A 22,840-nucleotide genomic window follows, 5' to 3' on the forward strand; every position below is an offset into this window, starting at 1 on the left:
ATTTTTATTAAAAAACATTGTGACGGTATGCTATATAAGGAGCAAGAGAATGTACTATTCTCTTGCTCCTTATAAAAAATATTGAATCGTAATTCTCAGATTAACCCTATTTCTCAAAGAAGTTACCCGCTAAAATCATTTCTTTTTGTTTCATTCTTTAACTAGTTTAACAACCTGTGCTGATTTTTCTTGGGTGACAGTATTTTCTATAGTGAAACGTAGGATATATACTCCTTTTGGTATATTTTTTACATCATAATTTGATGCAGTCGATTGCAGGTTTTTAATTAAATTACCATGGATTGAGTAGAGATCTACATTTTTTATAGTCACATCAGTATTATAAGTACTTGCAATATCAAAAAATCCAGAAGTCGGATTAGGGTGGAGTGTAATTTTTTCTGTTGTATTATTAGTTTCTATGGATATATTTCTGGAAGCATCTATTTTAGAAAACATCAACCGATCTATGTTATATAGATATCCATTATCTCCTTCAAAATTTAGTTTTAGTTTTTGAATTCCCGCGTTTAATATTACTTCTTTAGATATCTTGATATATGAATGCCAGGCATTATTTACTGTTGCATTTACAGCTCCTAGATTATCCGTATTCATAAAAAAATGTAATGTCCCACCGACACCATTACTAGACACATAGGCATCTATTTTATAAATACCTCCGGTATTTACTTTTACTTCATACTCTACATAATCCCCATTTCTAATAAACCCTAAGTTTTTACGTGATGTCCCTGGAATTCGTGCTATGCCTACGCTGCCATTTTTGGTAGTAAATGATTCTGCCTGGATTGTCCCGGGAATCTCTAAAAAAGAAGAAGGGTTTATAGTATCGCAATCATCAAGCCCTCCAATACCTTGTATCAATGTGTTTTGACCAAGACACATATCTGTAATACTATTAGGGATGATATTAGGATCCGTCTTATCTACAGAAGACGTGGAGACATTACTAAATAAAGACATATCTGCTCCGGGGATGAACTGATTATTTCCGCTTCCGGCTATTGGATGGCTTACTTGTTTTATTCTATTGTTTTTATTTGAGCGATAAAAGATTGAATTGTTCAAAGTGTATTTTTCCTGAGTACCGTTCCAAAAATGTATATCACTAGCAATTGATTGATTTTTTGGATCTTGCGGATGTGGTTCATTATTATAAAAAGTACAGTTATTAATAGCTCCTTTGTTAGGCTCTCCTCTTAGCATTAAAGCACCTTTGCCTATTCTGAATTTTCCATTTTTATCTTTGATTCTTAGTACTTTAGTATTAGCAAATAGACTATTAGAAATTTCAAATTCCATGAGGGCTCTGATATTAGATTCGCCAATCTCATTACCTATAAATTTAGAATTGGTAATTTTCATTTTGGCTCCATTAAAATTAGCATCTAATCTACCGCCGTGAAAAAGTAAACATCCTGCAAAAAAATCTCCTCTCTCTGGATCATTTGCTCCTTCAAAATTATAATATTTATTGTTTTCAAAAATACAATCATCAATAATCAATGCGAATTGGGAAAGATTAGGATACGGACCTGTTTCAGTTCCGTTATCTCTGAGAGGACGTATAAATACTTCCATAACTGATGCCTTCAGATTTGCTGCATTTTCTTTGAAATGAGTTCGATAGATTTCTAATGGTTTTGCAGTTCGATCTACTCTAAGTGCTCCTGCACCTTCTGGAATTCTCCTTTTTGTAGAGTTTTTGGTATTATATGAAGTAGAAATATTTTTATCAAAAGAGCTATCCATAATAGTTAATTTATTAATGGATGTGGCACCAATTGCTCCTCCGGTTACTGCTTTATTGTTTAGAAATTTACATTTAAATATTTCTCCTGTAGTGTGATAGTTGAATCGGATTGCAGCTCCATTCTGGTTTTCACCAACACCTGTATAACCCCCACCCGGAATATCGTCCCATTCATCAACAGTATTATCAGCAAATGTACAACTATAAACTCTAAGGGCAGCTCCTGCAGTTATCTCGATAGCTCCACCGCCAACTCTAAAGTTTTGTCGATTTTGAATGATTTCTCTTTTTAGCCTTGCATCCTGAAAAATAGTATTTTGAATAATAACTTTTACACTCTTTCTGATTACAAAAACACTGGAGCTTTTACCACCATCAAATGTAACTTTATTTGCTCCTTCAATTAAAATAGTGACACAAGGTCTCGAAGGGCTATTATTAATTTCTATAGGCTCATCAAAAAATATAGTTTTATTACTTGCTATATTTTTAAAAGAAATGACTCCTCCTTCATTGGCAGTGAGGTTTTCAATAGCATTTTTTAATTCAGTATAATCAGGATTAATTACTTTTTTGACAAGTCCGGCATAATCAATATCAATAGGGATAGGGGCAGGTAGCATTCCAGGTTGTTGCAGGTCTTGCGTAAAATCCTGCCACAGTCTGTTCGACGGATTTATAACTCCATTGCATTGGGTAACTACTTGCGCAATAGAAAAATTAACGCATAGCAAAATAATTGAAATAATAGTTGTAATTTTTTTCATTTTGAGTTTGTGTTTTAAGAGTATGTTTAAAAAGAATGTAAACTAAAAAAATAATTGTTTTCGAGAAGTAAGGTTTTTAAGCAAGCTCTAAGTTAGTTTATGGTTTTATAACTTAAAATTAGATAAAATTTTATTGAATAGCTTTATAGAATCTCAAATATTAACAGTTTCGTAATTTAGTATAAGATTCCGGGAAATAACAGATTTTATTTACATATGAAATTGGTATTGACTTTATGATTAACACAATTTATTAATGTTTTAGTAACCAAGGGCATGCTATTTATTGAGTGATTGATTACGAAATTTACTTCTGTTAATTCTTAAAACCTTATACAATGAAATACATTAGAAAAATTGGATTATTCGTTATTATTGGCTTTTTATTCTCTTGTGATGCAGAGCATGCTACAGAAGATTTAAAAACAAAATCGATTGAAGAAATTAAAAATGATGAGATAACCAAATCTGATAAAAGTTTTGATGTATATATTAGATTGGTAGATGAAAGATCAGGGGTAGAGATTCCCGCAGATAGGTTATTAGGCTATGGAGCTACAAATATAGAAACTGGAGAACTCTCTTTTGATTCTGGTTATGAAATTGGTTTTTTTGAAAGCCTTCCTGAGGGAACCTATCGATTTGACGCCCGTGATGGATATTTTGACGGTGCATCTTCTGAAATAGTAGTAATAAACTCTGAGAATGAAACAGCAGATGGTTGGGTTATAGTAACATTAAAGTATTGGTCAGAATAATATTTCTTACAACCGCTGATCCAAACAAGTACGGCAGACTACCTCGGGGCAAGCCTACGAGGCATTTATTGAAAAAAAAAATGATTTCGAGGCAAGTCTCGGAGCATTTAAATCTCGATTATTTTGAGTAAATAAAAGGGAAGTTTTATAGAAAATTACTTCCCTTTTGTTTTATAATTGAGGTTCTCTTTATTCTTGTTATAGTAAAGTTGTGATTACTTGCGTTTCGCTATGCAAGGTTTTGTGTACAGGGCATTTATCAGCGATCTGTAATATTCTATTGATTTGTTTTTCATCCAGATTCCCTTCTAATTTAATTTCTCTTATAAAAGTATCGATTTTGGCTGTTGGATCCTCACAGTTTTCACAATCTGCGGCGTGTGATTTTTTATAACTGGTATGTACTTCTACATTTTGTAGATCCCAATTTTTTCTGGAAACGTACATTTTTATCGTCATGGCGGTACAGGCAGATAGTCCTGCAGAGACTAATTCATATGGTGATGGTCCAAAATCATGACCGCCAACACTTTCGGGCTCGTCTGCTACTATATAATGATCACCTACTTTTAACTGTGTTGTGTATCCTTCTGCATTTCCCAGACTCGCAACTACTTGGTGTGTGGTTTTTAATTGAGGTGTTGTTGGAATATCCATATACCTGGATGACCAGCCCGCAATTACTTTTCCTACATATATAGAGTCTTTTTTGTTCATTAATAAGTGATCTGCACCATCTAGCGTTACAAAACTTTTAGGGTGTTTTGCCGCAAGGTATATTTCTTCAGCGTTTTTTATGCCTACAGTAGTATCTTGTGGAGAATGCATTACTAACAATGCCTTTCCTAAATTTTCGGCTATATTGAATAGTGATTTAGTCTCCAGATCATCCAGAAACTGCTTTTTTATTGTAAAATCTCTTCCACTTAGATTTACTACTGCTTTACCGTGAGTTTCAATTTCTTCCAGACCACTTTTTAATAAGTGTTGCACGTGTGTAGGATCAGATGGTGCTCCGATTGTTGCTACTGCTTTTATAGAATCTATCTGGGCAGCTGCAAAAATAGCAGCAGCACCGCCCAATGAATGTCCGATGAGTAACGTAGGAGCTTTGTGCTCTATTGCTAAATAATTAGCCGCTGCAATCAGATCATCTACATTTCCAGAGAAATTAGTATCAGCAAAATCACCTTCACTTTCTCCAAGCCCCGTAAAATCAAAACGCAAAACTCCAAAGCCCTGTGAGGTTAAGGCTCTGCTAATATTTCTTACTGCGCCTAAGTTTTTATTACAGGTAAAGCAATGTGCAAATAGAGCAAAGTTATGAGGATGCTGATCGGCAGGCAATTCTAAGCGCCCTGAAAGCATCTGACCCTCAGTATTTGTAAAAGAAATTTTAGAAAGACTCATATGTGGATGTTAATTTTCTTAAATGTCGAATTTTTTGAGGTATTCTAACTTTAGATTTGGGTTAAAAATGTGTTAAACTCATTTTTACGCTATAAACACTGTAACCGTAAGAAACTGTTTTTGAAATATCCCGAAATCCTTCCGTAAAAAAACAAGTTGCCTTTTCTTCACCATTTACAAATTGATATTATCGAACACAATCCTTTAAAATAAAATAGCGTGTGTCAAAATCCTTACCTTATTTCAAAATTAGTACTGCTTTTTTAAAAGATTTTATTAAGGTATTTTCGACAATAGCATTTATTTCGTTTTGTCAAACTTATTAAGTGCTAAAATGAATTGTTTTAATATTTCTTTCACTTTGTTTTTTATGAATTCAAAAGTATTACTCAAGATCAGCTCAATAAAACAGGTTTTATACGATTTATAACTAAAAATTTCGCATATTCATCGTTTCTTTTTCCTTTCTACTTCGTTTAAAAAATAAACCGTAGCTATAGCTATGCTTGATTTTTTTGCCTTGCATAAAGAAAAAATAATTCAATGAATTTATACGAATTTTTTAATCACAAATCGTATAAGTCTATTTCTAACTTGAATATACCTAATAAAATGATATCTTTTACTCGATCTTTCGTTATAAAAATTAGCCATAGATAGCTATGCTAGTTTTTATTTTCTGGAGAGAAAAATTGAATGAATAATTTTGGGGCAGCTATGGTATATAATGAAAAACGACAAAACCTCTAGAGGTTTTGTCGTTAATCTAAAAATTACGAATTACAGAAATTTCTAAGCTGTTCTTATGTTAAATGGATGTTATCGTTCATTCAGACTCCAATCATATTGTAAGTATTCTATCTTTATGTTATTTTTAATTTTTGTTTTAGAATATTTATTGATATAACTTTTAATAGCTCCTGAATTAAAATCTTTGGCATACCATTCGAATACCTGTGATAGTTTAGCATTATTAGCTGTAATCTGATTCTTTGTAGGATCATTAATATAATCAATAGTCCTTTCGTTTAAAGCTTCAGTGATATTTCTACCTGTATAAGCTCGATTCCATAATTTAGGAGAAGATTTTGCTGCACAGTTCAGTAAAAAATGAATTCTAGGTTCGTTCATTTTTCTTAAAACAGTATGTTCAATATCATCAAGACTGTACGCTGTATTGTTAATCTTAATTATTTTCTGCTTCCATGGATTTTTTATATCATTTATGGAACCAACAGGATACTTGTCAATTATCATTTTCATGACAATAGCATTATATAGATTCACCCAATATGCTAGTTTCTCTGTACTTTCTGAATTGTCAGATGGATAATTAGTCGATAAGGATTTAAAATATTTATCAAATAAAAATTTATCTCTAATAAATCCTTTGTAATCAACATTACCTTCATCGGATACATTAACCAATAAAAGTTGATCCCATACCATATGATCAATTCGTTTTTGAGCGGTCACTCCAAAAACAATAAATAAGGATAAGAGTACTATTACAAGGTGTTTTTTTTTCATAGCATCTGTTTTGTTAGGAATGTTTAATTTGATTTATAGACCAGTCCTAGAGAAAATGATGTTGCATTTACGTAGTTTCTTCCTTCCATGTTAGTAGCATATCCAGAAGAAATCCCGAGAGCATCTTTATAAACGGGTACATATATATCAAAATAGAAATTAGTATAATCTACTTCAGTTTCTAATAATGCCTGTGGTCCCCCGACATCTGCAAACTCTTGAGACCCCAGGTCAAAACCTGTCAAAGAATTCTGAACCCCGATTTTAGCGTGTGTATAGAACCATTTATTATAATATCCTAATTTAGCACTATACAACATTGCATCCGGAACATTCGCATCTGGGTTTTCTCTTAAACTATAGGCAGCTTGTACTTCAAGAAATAGATTGATTGAGGTATTATATTGAACAAAACCACAACCTTCATAAGCAGTGGAGTTTTGTCCTATTGCCATAATCCCGATTCCATCATATCCTCCCACTGGCAAAATGACACCCGATGCACCTCCCAGAGATAATCTGGATGAATTAGAAAACGTTTTATCTACTATTTTTGCTTTTAAAAACAAACTTAAATCCTGTATACTTTCTATCTCTGTCTCTCCCAAAATAGGATCTGCCACATTGTTCTCATTTGTACTTGAGATGTATGGAAGATTGATTGTCGTAGACAACCAATTAGTAACACCATATTCTCCGTATAAATTAAAAATGGATGAGTTAATCGCCCCCATATCTGCGGGGTTTCCTTCTGTAATAGTTGTTCCACGAAAGAAATTATCAAAACTTTTAAAAGAATAAGACGATGCAATAGTGAGGTCGTTTTTTTTAGGGAAAAAACCATTAAGTAAAGTCTGAGCAGACAACGAGGATATCGAAGTAAGACAAAGAACCCAAATCATTTTTTTAGTAATTTTATTCATATTTTTCAAAAATTAGGTTAATTAAATGTTAAAATTATTACGGTTTTAGCGTAAATTACATTTTTCACGTTGAAAAACAAAATTTGAAAGACAAAATACCACTTTTTTAATTTATATACTGAATAAAGCTTGTTTTTTTTCCAGCATTTATCTCATGCAAGACGATCATTATAAATATCAATTTTCCCATCGAAGAAAGCGTAATTTAAAGCTCTAATTATATCAATGTCGTTATATATTGAGTTACATATTTTTAAATCAATAATTTAATGGTGTTTTTGATAATTTTATTTTTAGCCAATATGCATCATGTAGATTTATATATAGAACTCATACGATTTGTGATTAAAAAATTCGTATAAATTCATTGAATTATTTTTTCTTTATGCAAGGCAAAAAAATCAAGCATAGCTATAGCTACCGTTTATTTTTTAAACGAAGTAGAAAGGAAAAAGAAACGATGAATATGCGAAATTTTTAGTTATAAATCGTATCATATAAGTATTGAAGAGTAGCCATATCATACAATTAGATGGTGAAATAGAATCGAGAGACCTGATAAGTATTGATTACGTTTACAATGGAGAAGTACAAATAAAAACAGCAAATAGTATACTATAAAACTTGCCTGTCTATTTTTCTAAGCCATAATTCTCTAAACCCATGAAAGACAATGGAATTGCCCCATACAATAGCTTTATCTCTTTTATCATCTAATTCATAATTTACTATAATAGTGTCCAAATGCCTGAAAGCTACTTTAGCTTCAAGTCTAGCTAATGCAGATCCTAAGCAATAATGAATACCTCCGCCAAAGGAAAGATGCATCTTTTTACGGTGTAAAACCAAAGTATCCGGGTTTTCAAAAATCTGAGAATCTCTGTTTGATGCTCCCAGCATTAATGCAATCTGGCTTCCTTTCTCTATCGTTTTTCCTGATATACTAAAAGTTTCTGTAACCCATCTGGTAACCATTTGTACAGGATTATCATATCGTAACAATTCTTCTGCTAATGCCTTATAATCATTAGATTCCTTTTTAAAGTCAACATAAAACTTTCGGTTACTTTGCAATGCATGTGTTCCTTTTGCAATTAAATTAATTGTTGTTTCAAAACCTGCATTCAAAATATGAATGCAATTAGAAATAATTTCTTCTTTATTCAATTTATCATCAATACCGCTTTCTATCATTAAACTGATCAGATCATCTTCTAGATTATTTGCTTTTTTTGATATCACATCCGTGAAATATTCGATAAACTCCTGCATTGATTTTTCAGCTAATGCAAATACATCTTCATTTTTTCTATCTACAGAAAAGCTTGCTGCTAATAGCGCTAAAGACAACTCTTCAAATTTTGAACTATCTTCTGATGATATTCCCAAAATTTTGCAGATTACCCGAATAGGTAGTGGTAGTGCAAATTCAGAAATAAATTCTATTTCATTTTTTTGTTCAATCTTTTCTAACAATTCTAAGGTAATACTCTCAATAATAGCTTCCATGTTCTTTAATGACCTACCGGAAAAAGCGTTATTTAGTACTGATCTTATTCTGGTATGTTCCGGTGGATCCTGAAAAACAAGCCATTTTGAAATGACACTTTTAAAACTTCTATATATAGGAGGTACTAACTCGATCTCCTCTCTAGGAGGGGTTCTAACAAAATTCTTAGACTTAAGCACCTGGTTAATATCCTTATAATTAAATAAATACCAAGTACCTTCTAGTTCTTTATGTAATGAAACTCCAAAATGAACCGGATCTGTATTTCTATACTGCTCATAATATTTATATGGATCTTCAATAACTGATGGTAACTTAGGGTTAAATAATGTATCTATTATCATTTTCTTAATTTAAATATCGTTTCTTGAATTTCTCCTATCAGAGGAGATATGAATTTCTTAACATGAGTTTGCTCATTCTTTTTTAATTCCATTTTTAAAGGAACGTGGGTTACTGAAGATATATACAATTTTTTATCCTGAGATTCGGATTCCCATATATCCACGCTTTGCTCTTCTATTTCTGTTTGACCTATATGACTAGCATTCCATAAAGACAATACATTTTGGGGTAATGGATGTTTCCCTTCATAAACATGGTTTTCTAAATTCTCTACAAGTTTGTCTGGATAAATATTGATTGTCTTTTTCTGTTTTTTTTTCTCTGCTTGAACACCTATTTCAGAAAGCCATAATTTATAACCTGTTGTTTTGACATCCCACGGGTTTGATAATCCATCAATACGGTATAATCCTTTGTCATAATCAAACCAAGCCATCCCATTAGAAATAAAATTTTCTGGCATCATAGGTTTCCATAAACTAATATAAGCAGCTTGCCAAGTATCTGGCAATTGAGGTAAATTCATAATTTTAAGACAGTTTGTTTTTTTAAAGTAAATACCATTTTCAGAAGAAGATATTCGATACTAAAATCATTAGTTTTTCTCCAAATTTCAAAATAAAACGAATAGATATCCTTGCTATCTCTACTTCTTCTTTTCATTGTAATCTGAATAATTTATATCCATTTGAGTTTGCTTATAACAAAATATCCTGTAAAAAGAGGTAGTTTTATTGAGTAAACCCATGGTAGAAACGGTATCTAGTCCTTTTATTAATAATAGCATTAATTTGTTATCTTACGTTGGTGTCCATATGATTTTTTTCTTTTCTTAATACACAACAGCTTATTCTAAAGTCCTTGTATACTCAACAAAATATTCCAGTAGTTCTACAACAGAAGGTGGTAAAATTTCTAATCTAACTGCACGGGTGTGTAGCTCCTTGAACTTAGCACTCATTTGCGCTAAAGCTTTGTCGTGATCAGTAATAAATATTATAGGTTTGGGCAATTCAAAAGAAGGACCTGCTGTATACTTTTCTATACCCGATTCAATGTTCATTATAAATATCCCCAAATACCGCATAACCCCAGACATAATATCTATGGATGCATTCATTAAATAAGATCTTCTGAGTGTTTCTGTCGGGCGTAATCCAAAATGTTGAGTCATCATTTGCATACTAATACCAAAACATTCATTAAAGATATACATCGCTTCTTTTGCTACCTCATTTGTAACTTTTATGGTACCGATTTCGCCATGAACAGAAGGGTTTTTAAGACAGGGATACATTAAAGGTGTCTCGTGATTCTCTAAATATTCTTTTATTTTCCTAAATTTATTAAAATGAGATTCTTCCAGACTTTTATCATCCGTAGGAACGCCTTCACCTTGTTCTGCAATAAGGTCTATTGCAAAAATTGCAGATTGTACATCATCTACCCTACATTGATAACTAGGAAATAAGGTATTTGTTTTTTCATTTAAGAAAAGATGATGTTCTCCTCCCGTTTTTCCTTTTTCGACAGAAATAAATTCTGGAAACTTGATAAAAGCGTTTTTTATTTTTCGGTATAAATCACTCACACTTGTATATGCCAAGTCTGTACCGGGTTGAGGTTGGTTTTTACCTTCTGTCACAAAAGTATGTGGTGATTCCAGGTGCATAAATCTTTCGATACTATTCTTAGAAAATGGTTCTAAAGCCATTTCCAGACCTACCGGGTAAAATTTAGACACTTTAGAATAGCTGGGAGAGCTTACATAAAACGTTCCCCCAATGGCCATTAATAAATTGTTTGCCATAAGAAAATGTATCATTTCTTCCTTGGCAATACCCAAGATCAATCCTCTTGCTCCTTGATCCATTCGCTCCTCTCCATCTCCACACATAAAAGAAAGTTGCTCCTCACTCCACAACCCTCTTTTTACATATTCTTTTCCTGTTACCAAATTAGGTACAGAATACGCTGCATATATGTATTGTACCATCAGGGTCATCTCTAATTCTACTGCTTCTTTTAAATAGCAAATGAGTTCTTCTCTCGTGGTTATTTCAGTTGTTGCAGTAATCTGGGTTTCTGTAACACTCATCTCGTTTCTTTTTTGGGTACATATCCTATCGCCGATACGTGTGTCAGGAATTCTTTAAATAGTAATGCTTTTGGGTACGATAAATCCCTAGTAGGCGGCATATAATAGGATTTTGATTTATTCATTGGATCACACATCTGCCAGGATAATCTGGCATATGTTTTTGTCTTTGGCTTATTGGCCAGGCTAAAAACTTCTCTATTCATAAAGGGAAATAGTAATTCATAAAAAGACAACACTTCTTTATACATAAAATCAAAACTCATTGAACCGGGATCTTTATTAAAAAGATGCCAATCATCATTCATAACAACCGCATGTAGCATATTAGAATCAGGATATATTGATTGTAAACTCTCTATCGTATAAGCTTCAAAATCATCTTTTTTTAAAAGATTCGATATTTTTTCTTTCTCCTGATCGTTATGAATAAAGAATACCCGCAGAGAACCGCTGGATATTCCTCTTAGCGTAATTGTTGCCTTACCATCAATATCGGTAGAAAAAACTATCTGATCAGAAAAAATAGTATGATCATCTTCTGTTGCCACAGATATGGATGCTTTTTTTATCGTATCTAATAAAAAATCTGAATTATTAAAAGGATGAAAAAACGGATTGTATTGTTGTACGATCTGAATCTCTTCTATAGAACAAGGCTTTCCTCTCTTAAAACTCCTGATTTCTATAGATTCATCAAAAAAGAGGTTATTCTTTTCTGAAGGAATTTCCAGATATATACTTGCCTGATCTGCCTGTATTATAATCGATTGCTCCATTAATACAAGATCAGATGTTCCTTGTGAACTTTCTACGGCAAAATACAAGTCGTTTTGTTCTATATGATGCCATTCTTCATCTGTAAATTCATTACAGATAGGAATATCCAGAACTCCACAGCTTACTAAAAAATCTGGGGTAGAAAATGATTCTTTTGTGAGTTTTATAATCGGTTTATCTAATCCTTTAGAAAAAAGGTTCAGATTTTCTTCTATACAAACCACTCCTACCTCATGCAAAGGACCATTAATGGCATGTAGACTTCTCTTTGAAAAAGGAAAACCAATAATAGCATTGAGCGACACATGATCTTTTTTTATTTTTGCACTTAGCATCCCCAAATTCTTACACCATTGATTTTGTAAATTTTTATAATTTGGCACAAATACTCTACCAGCCGGATATGTTGCCATCTCTGTAGAAGGATTCCAGATACCAATAGTACCGTAGAGTGAGTAAAATGCAGGTGTATCAGGTGCTACAGGATTTGATGCATTGCATAATGTAAACTGAACAACGATCCCTTGTGCTTCTTGTTTATTCTTCAGGATTTCTTTGAACAAATGTGTACAAGTGGCATTAGATTGTTCATCTAATTCAATTATGTCTTTTTCTGAAATTACAAATTGGTATACGGCAGCTCTTCCGATCTCATCATTATTCCAATGTTCCGGAAGATCCTTATAATGCATTGTTTTATTCCATCTGGCATGTTGAACTTGATTAATATTGCCATTAATATAATATCCGGATGAAATATCAGTAAGCCTTTCACCTACCGTAAATTGTCCTCCAAAAATTTGTCTCGTACTTGCATCTGTTGGATCCAGTTTAACCACTTTGGGCTGATTAAAACTTGTTTGCAGGTATTCATTATAATGCCCCCAAAGGCTTACTGATTCACCTATCAGTACTCCCTGAGTAATGGTTTCCTGAGGAGACAGTTGATAACTTGTTACCTTTGCATCCCATAAAACGCGACTGTTGCCTTCATAATCTCTACCAGCCGTAGGATTAAAATTTCCTTCTTTTGATAATTTCCCATCAGTATCAAATCGATCTCCTATGGAGGTGAAGTACTTATAAAACTCCTCTGGGTTGGTATTAAAATCAATTAACCTACCCTTTTCATCATAAATTTGATTTTTTGTTAGGTCTATATTCCCTGAAAAATTATTATTCCCCGTTGGTTCATGTAAAGAGCAAATACCCGAAAAGTGAATACGGGGAAAGTCTAAAACTGACATATCTAAAAACTAAATTATAATTTAAACTGCTACCTTTGCCAAATCTTTTTTGGTAATAGCCTCTATTTGTTCTAAAGAAGATCTGATCGCTCCTTCTATCCAGGCTTGTTTTTCTGAGCAGTGTTCACCTGCAAAAAACAAATTCCCTTCTGGTTTAATGATATCTTCATACAATTGATCTATAGGATCTCCTAATTCCTGATCATTTTCTCCGTTCCACATAACACTGCATCCCCCTAATGTCCATTTATGATCCTCCCAGGAAATACTTTCTGTTTTTAATACCATATTATTTTCTTTTATTTCGGGATGAAACCTTCCTATCAATTCTTTTACCTCATTGAGCCTATCTTGTTTGCGCATCGATGCGATTTCTTTAGAATCTCCACCAATTGCATATGATCCTAACAAAACTCCTTCTTTGGTTTTACTTTCATTATCCGGGTAATACACCTGCCTTAATTTATTATCTGTGATAGAAGCGCCACTTTTTATTTTATGTTTTTCATTTTCCCAAAATCGTTCTTTACACAAAAACAATACCTTAGAGGCATCAGCATACTTCAAATCATTAATTGCTCTAAGTTTTGAATCAGAAAAACCGGATAACTTCAAATTTTTAAGCACACTATATGGTATAGTACAGATAGTTTCAGAACTTATAATAGTATCACCATCATTAAATTCTATATGAACCTCATCTCCTAAAACTGAAATACCGCTCACTGGTTTATTGAGATGTATTTCTTCTTTTAAAAATTGTGCCAATGCTTCAGGAAATATACTCATCCCTCCTTCTAATCTGTACAATTCTTTTTTTGTTTCTAAAATAATATCTCTTAAAAATAATTGTAGTGAAGGGTTTACCTTGTCTAGAAATTTATCTGCGTGCTTCAATATATTTCTAAATGTAACTTCTTCTTCATCATACTTAATTTCATTATTACAAAATAATGTATCTATTTCTTGTGCAAGCCCGTTATAAAGGTCTCTGGTAAAAAGTTCTCTGATTTCTACCGGAGAAATGGCTTCGATCAAAATTTTGAGCCCGGTAATATATTTTCTTGCTGTCTCTGATTTTAAATTCTGATCAAACCTGTTTAGGTAACATAAACTTAATTCTTTGATTACTTTATCGATCCTGTATATTTTATTATTCAGATCTGCATAACAATTATCTTCATTAAAAACTGTCTTAAACCTCCTGAGCTTATTGCAAAGCCCTAATTCTTTAATATAATGAAGTACTAACTCGTGGTCATCAGGAATTCTCATTGCTCCTAGTTCCCCATATAAGTCTGGATTAAAATATTTAGTAAAAACCCTTCCTCCTATCCTGTCACTCGCTTCATAAATTTTAACTGTATACCCTTTTTTCTTTAACTCGTACCCTGCAACTAAACCAGCTATTCCTGCTCCAAGAATAATGATTTCCTTTTGTTCTTTAAAAATGTTTTCACTTACCATTGCCATTGGAATTTGTTTTAAAATAATTCGTTGTTTAAATGATTTTAGTTATTCATTTATGACGATTTTGTGTACAATATTAGTAAGCTTTAGTTTTGTGGATATCTATGAGCCCAACACTCTATAAATATGCCATGGGATATCTTCAATAAGATGCCTTAATGATTGACATGCTAATTGTAACTTTATTTATTTTTTAAAGATTAAAAAAAACGAAATATGCTGTACCTGTGTTTTATCAAACACAATACATTACTATTTCATCTAACTATGGAGGGGGTTCTAAATCTAAAGGGGTATCTTTTCTTAATTAAAATCAAAGAATTTAGATTTATTTCATAACTGTAACTCGATCTAAATACTATTTTTAAGTATCCTTTTTGTTTAAAGCGATTGTTATCATCTTATGTAATTTAATATCTGTTATGTATTACTCTTATTATTAATCAATTGAATATCCACCAAGTGAATCAAATGAATAATTGTATATTTTTCTATTTATAATCATTCTTACGGGTATAATTTTGATGCTGCAAACTGTTTTTTTAATCTTTCTAGTACTCAAATTAAAACTATACCACAATTTTTAATAATTTATAAAGTTAGTTTTACTTCATTTAGTATACATTAATGATTTGTAACATCTTAGATAGTATACATACGAATTCTGAAGGCCGTTTAACATTGTTTATTGGTTTTAAAAGTTGTGAGTTAGATTAAAATCTGGAGTGAATTTAATACAAAAAAAGTAAAATTCCCTCAATTTAACACAAAATATTTATAAAAATAATAGGTTGATAATATTGGCAAGAGTAATAATGTAGATTACAAAACTCTATTTTACCCTTACTTTTATTACACTATTAATATCTATTTATCATAGAATATCTGGTGATTACTAAACGTTTAATGTCTGATCAAAAATCTCGGTAAAGATTAGATTTTGGCAATAATCAGTACAATCATATCGTATAATATCATATAAGACCAGCCACTAATATAGAAAAGACCGTCCAAAAGTTTTTGGGCAGTCTTACTATAATTTTTAAATATCTTTTTTATTAGTTTACCAGATGTTGATACTTTATTATTTCACAACAAGTCTTTTGACGAAATCGTTTGAGGAACGTAATAAATAAATACCACTGGCTAATTGAGATACATCCAAAACATTATTCGTATGTGTATGTATTTTTTCTTTTCGTACCAGCATTCCTGCTGCATTATAGAAAGCTACGCTAATCACAGGATTATTTTCATCTTCAAAATAAATTGAGGCAATATCGCTAACAATGTTAGGAACTATTTGCAATCCTTCTACAGGCGTTTTTTGAAGAAGACCAGCATTTTTTGCAGTAGAAGAAGGATTGATCCACCATCTCCCAAAGTTATCAGGCTCTTTGACTGATCGTGTTCCATCACTATTAAATTGTTTATGCATGATTAGTTTTGGAGTCGTTCCATCCATAGCAAGAACAGATTGTTTTTCGTTCCCTGCCGGTAAAATTTTAAATAAACCACTCATTCCTCCTTCTCTCAAAATCCATTTTGGAATATCATTCCCCTGATATGCTAAGAATGGATATACATTTTCCTGAACACCATCTAGAATTTCTTTTTCTGTATATCCTTTATGCGTCTCCAAATGTCTGTTATTGCTTACATTTTTGATATGATAATAGAATGGTGGAACCCAGGTAATCTCCCATTTAACACTATTATTACTTGCATTCGCAGTTTTTAAAGTATAGCTATTACCGTCTGAAGCAAGTTTCCTATTGGTATTTCCTGCATTAACGATTTCATAAATTCCTGTACCTCTCAGTTCAATAGGATCATTGATGCTCGTTAAATTTAATTTACCAGAAGCAAATTGAGCACTATTTATATTGTTATTACCTCCACTATAGGGTACATTGATTTCACATCCTTTTGACCAGTTTTGAAAACCTGTATTTCCTGTAATTGTAATATTTCTGGAAACAAATTCTTGATTTGCAGCAATTTCTTCTCCTGTCTTATATCTATTCTCATAATACTTAAAGTCTATCATATTCACACCAAACGGATAAGCACTTGATAGGTTATTGTTCTTAATACTTATGTTTGTGGGTGCATAGCCATTTACAAAAAAGTTATATTCTCCTGATACTGTATTATTTTGAATATTAATATTAGTTACTGCCTGCAATTCACTATCCAGAGTAATAATTCTACTTCTTTCAAAATCTGTTCTGGTTGATTGCGCATTACAAACAAATTGATTGTAAGAAATTAGAATATTATTAGAGAACTCCTCTACATGGATCATATCTACATACGCATTGTTATCTGTAAAGGTATTTACACTTATGTTTATATTTTTGATTCTAGAAAGTGCTACTCCAGTATTTTCGAAGTCACACTCGAGAATGTAAGTACCTTCGCCACTCCATACAACAGGGTAAGAAGTATTACCTGCATCAAGTGAAATACCTCTACTATCAAATCCAAAAGCTCCAGAAGGCGTTACAGGTTTAAATTTACATCTAAAAAAAGTAGCTTTTTTCATTCCATTAACTCGTGTTCTACGATCGTTTATATATCCTATCCTTGCAAAATCTAAAAAGGATACATTTTTAAAATCTACTTGCATACCATTGCCTGCAAAACAACTATAGAATCCACCAGATAACTCTACGTTAGTAAATGCAATACCTGTATATTGATCATCTGCAGTATAACCAGGGGATCTAAAATTATCAATATACGTCTGAGAACGTGCATCAACCAACACAACCTCATTATTAACAGCAGAAATTTTAATATTAGTAAATTTCACATCATTTGACCTAATAAGAAATGAAGTGACATTCGTAAGGTTTGTTCCGATACCAGAACTACCCCTTACATTAGCATTATAACCGTTGGGAGTAAACCCTTGAAAAGTAATTCCTTTATTCACAACTATAACTTTACCATTCAGATTATAATTTCCTGCTTCAATAAAGTAAATTATATCTCCAGAGGCTGCTTGGTCAATTAAGTATTGTAAATGATCTCCATTTTGAGTTTTATTCATATACCATGTACTGGCATTCAGTCCATTAACAAATAAAAAAGTAAATAAAATTAGGCAATAGAGGCTTAACCTCTTGGGACTACGTCCCGGAAGAGTACTAGTAAATGTCATATTTTGGGGTTTTTTTGTTTTCTTAGTTACGAATGTAGTATTTTTCTTATACTAAAAAAAGGAATAATCGATAAAATGTCATAATTTTTACGCTTAAACCATAATTATACTACTTTTTTAACATATCGAAACACCTCTAAACGTTATATCTCTTCTAAAGCCTCAATATCTGAAAACCGGGTATACAATCGCTAAAAAAGTAGACCTTAGAAAGCACACCTGTATTTTTTATAGAAAATATTTTTCTTAGAACAATAAAATCATGTATGCACAGCATTTATTAATGCTACTGTAAAAAGCAAGGAAAATGTAGCTCAATAAATAAAGAAAAACTCGATAAATAGCACCTCTTAAATACTAAAACCCGAATATCAGAGATCAAACTGGTTTTGAATTCTTACTAAAAAATCCAAAAATTTATTTTTATTACTTATTTTTTTAATGCATATCCCGATGTTTCCGTTAATTCTATCTTAAGCCCTTTTAATCCTTGATTTTTTTTATACTGCTATAAAACTTATGATAATAACACAACCCAGTATGTCTAGTAATTACAAGGTATCAGGCCAACGAATGAAAAATTATTGAAAAACTTAACCGGAAAAGCATATAATTTTTTATCTCAAATTTTTGAAGAAAAATCTATTCACCTAAGTCATCACTATTTTGACTTACTTTGATCTAATTATATAGTGTAGAATAAAATTTTAGAAGGGCATCATTCGAGCAAACTATTTTTAGAATTAGAAACTAATTAATTCAATTCTCTGCTAAAGTCATTTCTTTTTGTTTTACACTGAAACAAAAAACATCGATAGTGTAGCGCTAGTATCTATGAATTTTCCTTCTCGTCTGAATTAATAAATAATTTGATTCAGTTTACGGCGATTTCATTTAATAAGAATTGGTATAAAGAATTGATGAAAGCTTAAAGTCGAAAGGGGATTATGACTTTCTGATAGATTTTATAATCTTTCAAAAAAAATAACCATCTCAATATGAGATGGTTATTTTTATTAGACCAAAAATTTAGATCTATATAGGTTTTTATGAAATAATTTTAGCCTAAGAAGATAGAGGCAAAAGCATTCTATCTAGAACTCTTTACTATAACATCAAAAGGTAAAATTTGATCACTTACCTTTTTACCAATCGTTTTGTAAACAAGGTAGTACCATCTTGATCATTAATTGTCAACAGGTAAATCCCTTTCTGACTCACCTTTGAATTTAATGTAATTGTTGTATCCTGCGATGTATTTGAAAGCTTTTTTCTATAGATAATACTTCCATTAAGGTTATAAATAACGGCTGTGTATTTTTTATTGGATGTAAGTGTGGATGTCGCAAAAATATTTATTTGATTCTTAAAAGGGTTCGGGAATACTTTAAAATCGGCCTCTCCGTCTAAAAACGGTTTCTGAACCAACATTTTTTGAGAATCAATGCTGGATCTACTACTACAGGAACCTAAATTTGTCCATCCGCCATCTACTCTTTCAAACAAAGAGCCTTCATGTACTACTCTACTCCCAATAGCATAGTTTTCCTCACTATCCCAAGCTGGAATACCTGCACATATATCAACCGAGCCTGTATCATCAGTTTCATAGTCTACCACTAATCGAGCTGCTTTATTTGCTCCTCCCTCATAAGAATCTGCTACTCTTTTTGCAGAAGTATTTGTTAAGCTAATCCCTATACCTCTTATTATAAAACTGGCACTATTACCCGATCTCCAATTACTTTTATTCACCAGTCTTTGCACCATATTCTTAAGATTCGGAGAACGTTGAGCACTTCCGCTTTGATTACTTGACCAGGAAGAAGGATTCCAGTTTACTTTACTAGAAAAAACGGATCTTCCAGAAACATTATTAGAACTAGAAAAGGCGGAAGAATTACTGCTATTGTGCAATGAAATTTCTAACGCTGCATCTGCACTATTATCTTCATCAGCAGTAAACTGAATATAGGCATTTGTAATCGTTGCATTTTTGGGCAACGCTATCGAGTTAAATCGTAGTCCTACGATCTGGTTCCCCGCATCATTATGACTATCATATACAAGTTCAAGATCACTACTATCTCTATACAAATCTCCATTTTGTCCTTCTTCTACGTCATCACGACCATTATTGATAGCAACTTCTATCCTACCACTGTCCGGATTTATGATAGTACCTTTATTTATTGTCACTACACTACCATTAGAAGGGTTCCAGATATCCAGATTTGATGGGATACGAAAAACGTTATTATTAGAAACCTGTCCTACTTGTGATGCATTATCTACTTTAATCGTTCTTGTCTCTATTTTATTTTCATCAACAAAAATCCATTTAAACTGATTGAACTTTGATGAATTGCGTGTCCAGTCTTTACGATCATTATTAGTCCGTAATGGTGCCCCCCAGCAACCTTCTCCTACATAGACAGTTCCATCCTCATCATCTCTCTTAAAACCTTCATCATTACCAGAACTAGATGATGGGCGAAGTGGCCAGGTCGTTTTTACGGTATGCGCATCACACTCTACTACTAATCTGACACCTTTATCATAGAAGAGTCGTGCCCAATTATTATACTGGCTATTACCTTCATCTTTTGAGCGTACGTGCGGACGCATAGGTTTATGATACTGAGCCATCTTCCAGACTACATCAGAATTTGCATTTAAATCATTTTTTAACCACGTAGTTTGATTTCCTGAAATTGATGTTTCTGTATTCAACGTATAAGTTCTTATCAGGTTATTCCCAAAAGTAATTGCATAATAAATGTTTGATGATGGTGTATCAAATAGATTATAAATACTTCTATTACTATCTTCGTGATTCCCTCTGGCAGCAATAATAGGAAACATCCTACCATCTGAGGCTATAGTTAACTGCCAGTCATTGAACCAGGTTTGCCATTGGCTACTGGAATCTCTATCTGTCATATCGCCTCCGAATAAAACTGCATGAGGCTTTAGTTTTGAAACAAGAGTATTTGCATTTCTTCTGGGAGTTCTATTGTTACGAGAATCTCCTCCTGCAATAAAGGATAACCTACTATTATCAGCTGGTGCGGTTTTAAACCAAAAACGCTCACTAGTCCCGCGACTATCCCTGATCACAAAATAATAGGCGGTATCTGGTCGTAATCCGGTTAATCTTGCAAACGTATTCTCCATCCCTTTGTAAGAAACAGTCCTATCTGGTGATTTCACATTTGGATAATCATCATAATTAGTTCCATAATCTGTAGTGCCATAATATACTTTGGGGCTACTACCTGAGGTTTGATCCCATCCTACAACTATAGACGTAGCAGGATTACCTCGTAAAGTGAGTCGGTATTTGTCATTAGAAGCTTGTATTTGTAATCCAAGAAGAATTACAAAAAGAGTAAATGCTCTTTTCATAGAAAATATAGTTAAATTGGTTGGTATAAAATTACATTTTAATCATAAAACTAATCTATTAAATAAGGTGAAAATCATTTTTATTTTTTTTTAATTTAAAATTAAACCTGCCAACAAAAGAGTGCTAAAAGAATAACTTCTGTTTTACAATCAATTAACATTTAGCCCAGTAATTCTATTATGTCTAAAACCTATTACATTAATAAAATATAGTATGTATCAGGCATTGGTTTTTTTGGTATAAAAAAGGCGTTATTTATACTATCTCGTTTTAAAATTACCCATACAAATTTGCTTTTTATCTCAATATTCTAAAAACAAGATTAGACTAAACTACTACAGAGTATTAACCAATATTTATCGATTGATATGAGTAATTATTGCACAAGAAATAGTAAACTACCTCGGGGCAAGCCCACAAGGCATTTATTGAAAAAAACATTTTGATTTCGATGCAAGCCTCTGAGCATTTAAATCTCGATTATCGAGTAAAAACCAAGCTATTAAAAAGTCAAATCTTATAGCTTAAGAAGGTTCACAGTATGTCCCGCTTGAATTACTTAAAAATTAATCATCGCAACAATATTTTTCAAAAAAATAACAATGAGTTTTCGATGAATTAATGTATTTACAGTTTACTTTGTAGTCATGACAAAATCTCAAACTCAAATACTTCTTCAAGCTTCTGTTTTTTTAATTTTTATTGGTCGTGCATACCAACATCTCTTCTGGGATGCTCCTTACCGCTCCTTTTTCTGGGATGAATCCCTGCTTACACCGGTTGTCGAGAATCTTCTGAATGTATCATGGCAGGAATATGCTACTAGTATTAGTACAGATCGTTTTATCCAAAATGGCATTAGAATACATGGTGTATTATATCTAATCGCTGCTTTATGCTCTTTGGGTATCCGTAAAAATCTTGCCAAATGGTTTCGAATTCCAATTTTTCTGGGTGGATGTAGCCTTGTATTACTTAGTATACTCCTAACCAAGGAAAAATTTTATCATGTCGCTCAATTTTTTGAGCATAGTATTCAATTTGGATTACCCTTTATTTTACTCTATACGTATAGGGAACATTATAACCAAACACTGCTTATCACAACTTCTAAAATTTTAATAGCGCTGACCTTCTTTTCTCATGGGTTATATGCCTTTGGGTTTTATCCGATACCTGGAAAATTCATTGATATGGTAATACAAATCTTTGGTTGTACGGAAAGTACAGCTGTCATATTTTTATATATTGCCGGAATCCTTGATTTTGTAGTAGCCGTTTTTATCTTTATTCCTAAAACACAAAAATATACCTTATGGTATGCTGTGTTTTGGGGGCTTTTGACAGCTTTAGCAAGAATAGTTGCCAATTTTTATTGGGATTTCCCTATACAATCCATTCATCAAAATCTACACGAAGTATTATATCGTCTTTCTCATGGGGTAGTACCTTTGATCGTTTTGTATTTTCAAGAACGATCAAAACTATCTAATCATAGTAAAACACAAAAAATAGTAACATCTGTCTGATCAAAACTATAGAAGTATACGATTTTGGATTGAAAACAAGTATTTTTCAACTATACTGATTCTGTTTTAAGTACTCAGATAAAAAACAGTCTTTTTTTATGTAAATGAAAAAAGAGAA

13 protein-coding genes are annotated in these 22,840 nt (G+C 32.2%); 2 read left to right on the top strand and 11 right to left on the bottom strand.

Translation table 11 applies throughout. The features are described 5' to 3' along the window. Positions 1 to 150: 150 nt before the first annotated feature. Positions 151 to 2,544 carry a carbohydrate-binding protein gene (locus F0000_RS04850; RefSeq protein ID WP_149623575.1) on the bottom strand — a complete coding sequence of 798 codons (2,394 nt, stop codon included), beginning with the start codon at positions 2,542 to 2,544 and terminating at the stop codon, positions 151 to 153. Between the two features lie 338 nt (positions 2,545 to 2,882). On the opposite strand from F0000_RS04850, the gene F0000_RS04860 reads away from it, so the two are divergent. Continuing rightward, positions 2,883 to 3,302 (top strand): hypothetical protein, encoded by a 420-nt coding sequence (locus F0000_RS04860; RefSeq protein ID WP_149623577.1) that lies wholly within the window; start codon positions 2,883 to 2,885, stop codon positions 3,300 to 3,302. A 198-nt stretch (positions 3,303 to 3,500) separates the two neighbouring features. Here the strand turns inward: F0000_RS04860 and F0000_RS04865 are convergent, their stop codons facing one another. The 10 genes from F0000_RS04865 to F0000_RS04910 form a co-directional block, all read right to left on the bottom strand. Next, positions 3,501 to 4,712, bottom strand: coding sequence for a bifunctional alpha/beta hydrolase/OsmC family protein (locus F0000_RS04865; RefSeq protein WP_149623579.1), 1,212 nt, complete (start codon positions 4,710 to 4,712; stop codon positions 3,501 to 3,503). An 819-nt stretch (positions 4,713 to 5,531) separates the two neighbouring features. Continuing rightward, positions 5,532 to 6,242 (bottom strand): DUF547 domain-containing protein, encoded by a 711-nt coding sequence (locus F0000_RS04870; protein WP_149623581.1) that lies wholly within the window; start codon positions 6,240 to 6,242, stop codon positions 5,532 to 5,534. Positions 6,243 to 6,265: 23 nt separating this feature from the next. Next, positions 6,266 to 7,165 (bottom strand): hypothetical protein, encoded by a 900-nt coding sequence (locus tag F0000_RS04875; protein WP_149623583.1) that lies wholly within the window; start codon positions 7,163 to 7,165, stop codon positions 6,266 to 6,268. A gap of 615 nt (positions 7,166 to 7,780) precedes the next feature. Beyond that, positions 7,781 to 9,019, bottom strand: coding sequence for a cytochrome P450 (locus tag F0000_RS04880; RefSeq protein ID WP_149623585.1), 1,239 nt, complete (start codon positions 9,017 to 9,019; stop codon positions 7,781 to 7,783). After that, positions 9,016 to 9,546, bottom strand: coding sequence for a violacein biosynthesis enzyme VioE (gene vioE, locus F0000_RS04885; RefSeq protein WP_149623586.1), 531 nt, complete (start codon positions 9,544 to 9,546; stop codon positions 9,016 to 9,018). The genes F0000_RS04880 and vioE overlap by 4 nt, the downstream gene beginning before the upstream one ends. Positions 9,547 to 9,867: 321 nt before the next feature. After that, positions 9,868 to 11,118, bottom strand: a complete 1,251-nt coding sequence (locus F0000_RS04890) for a ferritin-like domain-containing protein (protein ID WP_149623588.1) — start codon at positions 11,116 to 11,118, stop codon at positions 9,868 to 9,870. After that, positions 11,115 to 13,145: a hypothetical protein gene (locus tag F0000_RS04895; RefSeq protein WP_149623590.1), complete on the bottom strand. Its 2,031-nt coding sequence runs from the start codon at positions 13,143 to 13,145 to the stop codon at positions 11,115 to 11,117. Before F0000_RS04895 ends, F0000_RS04890 begins: the two co-directional genes overlap by 4 nt. Before the next feature lie 21 nt (positions 13,146 to 13,166). Continuing rightward, on the bottom strand, positions 13,167 to 14,618 hold the full coding sequence (locus tag F0000_RS04900) for an NAD(P)/FAD-dependent oxidoreductase (RefSeq protein ID WP_149623592.1): 1,452 nt from the start codon (positions 14,616 to 14,618) through the stop codon (positions 13,167 to 13,169). A 1,081-nt stretch (positions 14,619 to 15,699) separates the two neighbouring features. Beyond that, complete coding sequence (locus F0000_RS04905; protein ID WP_149623593.1) at positions 15,700 to 17,784, bottom strand: T9SS type A sorting domain-containing protein; 2,085 nt, start codon at positions 17,782 to 17,784, stop codon at positions 15,700 to 15,702. Positions 17,785 to 18,921: 1,137 nt separating this feature from the next. Beyond that, positions 18,922 to 21,192 (bottom strand): fibronectin type III domain-containing protein, encoded by a 2,271-nt coding sequence (locus tag F0000_RS04910; RefSeq protein WP_149623594.1) that lies wholly within the window; start codon positions 21,190 to 21,192, stop codon positions 18,922 to 18,924. Positions 21,193 to 21,840: 648 nt separating this feature from the next. Here F0000_RS04910 and F0000_RS04915 point away from each other — a divergent pair. Further along, positions 21,841 to 22,722: a DoxX-like family protein gene (locus F0000_RS04915; RefSeq protein WP_149623595.1), complete on the top strand. Its 882-nt coding sequence runs from the start codon at positions 21,841 to 21,843 to the stop codon at positions 22,720 to 22,722. Positions 22,723 to 22,840: the final 118 nt, after the last annotated feature.

This window comes from Aquimarina sp. RZ0 (assembly GCF_008370685.1).
GTDB lineage: Bacteria > Bacteroidota > Bacteroidia > Flavobacteriales > Flavobacteriaceae > Aquimarina.

Coding starts and splice junctions, on each gene's coding strand:
- F0000_RS04850 (WP_149623575.1), bottom strand. CDS start 2,544: ATGAAAAAAATTACAACTATTATTTCAATTATTTTGCTATGCGTTAAT.
- F0000_RS04860 (WP_149623577.1), top strand. CDS start 2,883: ATGAAATACATTAGAAAAATTGGATTATTCGTTATTATTGGCTTTTTA.
- F0000_RS04865 (WP_149623579.1), bottom strand. CDS start 4,712: ATGAGTCTTTCTAAAATTTCTTTTACAAATACTGAGGGTCAGATGCTT.
- F0000_RS04870 (WP_149623581.1), bottom strand. CDS start 6,242: ATGAAAAAAAAACACCTTGTAATAGTACTCTTATCCTTATTTATTGTT.
- F0000_RS04875 (WP_149623583.1), bottom strand. CDS start 7,165: ATGAATAAAATTACTAAAAAAATGATTTGGGTTCTTTGTCTTACTTCG.
- F0000_RS04880 (WP_149623585.1), bottom strand. CDS start 9,019: ATGATAATAGATACATTATTTAACCCTAAGTTACCATCAGTTATTGAA.
- vioE (WP_149623586.1), bottom strand. CDS start 9,546: ATGAATTTACCTCAATTGCCAGATACTTGGCAAGCTGCTTATATTAGT.
- F0000_RS04890 (WP_149623588.1), bottom strand. CDS start 11,118: ATGAGTGTTACAGAAACCCAGATTACTGCAACAACTGAAATAACCACG.
- F0000_RS04895 (WP_149623590.1), bottom strand. CDS start 13,145: ATGTCAGTTTTAGACTTTCCCCGTATTCACTTTTCGGGTATTTGCTCT.
- F0000_RS04900 (WP_149623592.1), bottom strand. CDS start 14,618: ATGGCAATGGTAAGTGAAAACATTTTTAAAGAACAAAAGGAAATCATT.
- F0000_RS04905 (WP_149623593.1), bottom strand. CDS start 17,784: ATGACATTTACTAGTACTCTTCCGGGACGTAGTCCCAAGAGGTTAAGC.
- F0000_RS04910 (WP_149623594.1), bottom strand. CDS start 21,192: ATGAAAAGAGCATTTACTCTTTTTGTAATTCTTCTTGGATTACAAATA.
- F0000_RS04915 (WP_149623595.1), top strand. CDS start 21,841: ATGACAAAATCTCAAACTCAAATACTTCTTCAAGCTTCTGTTTTTTTA.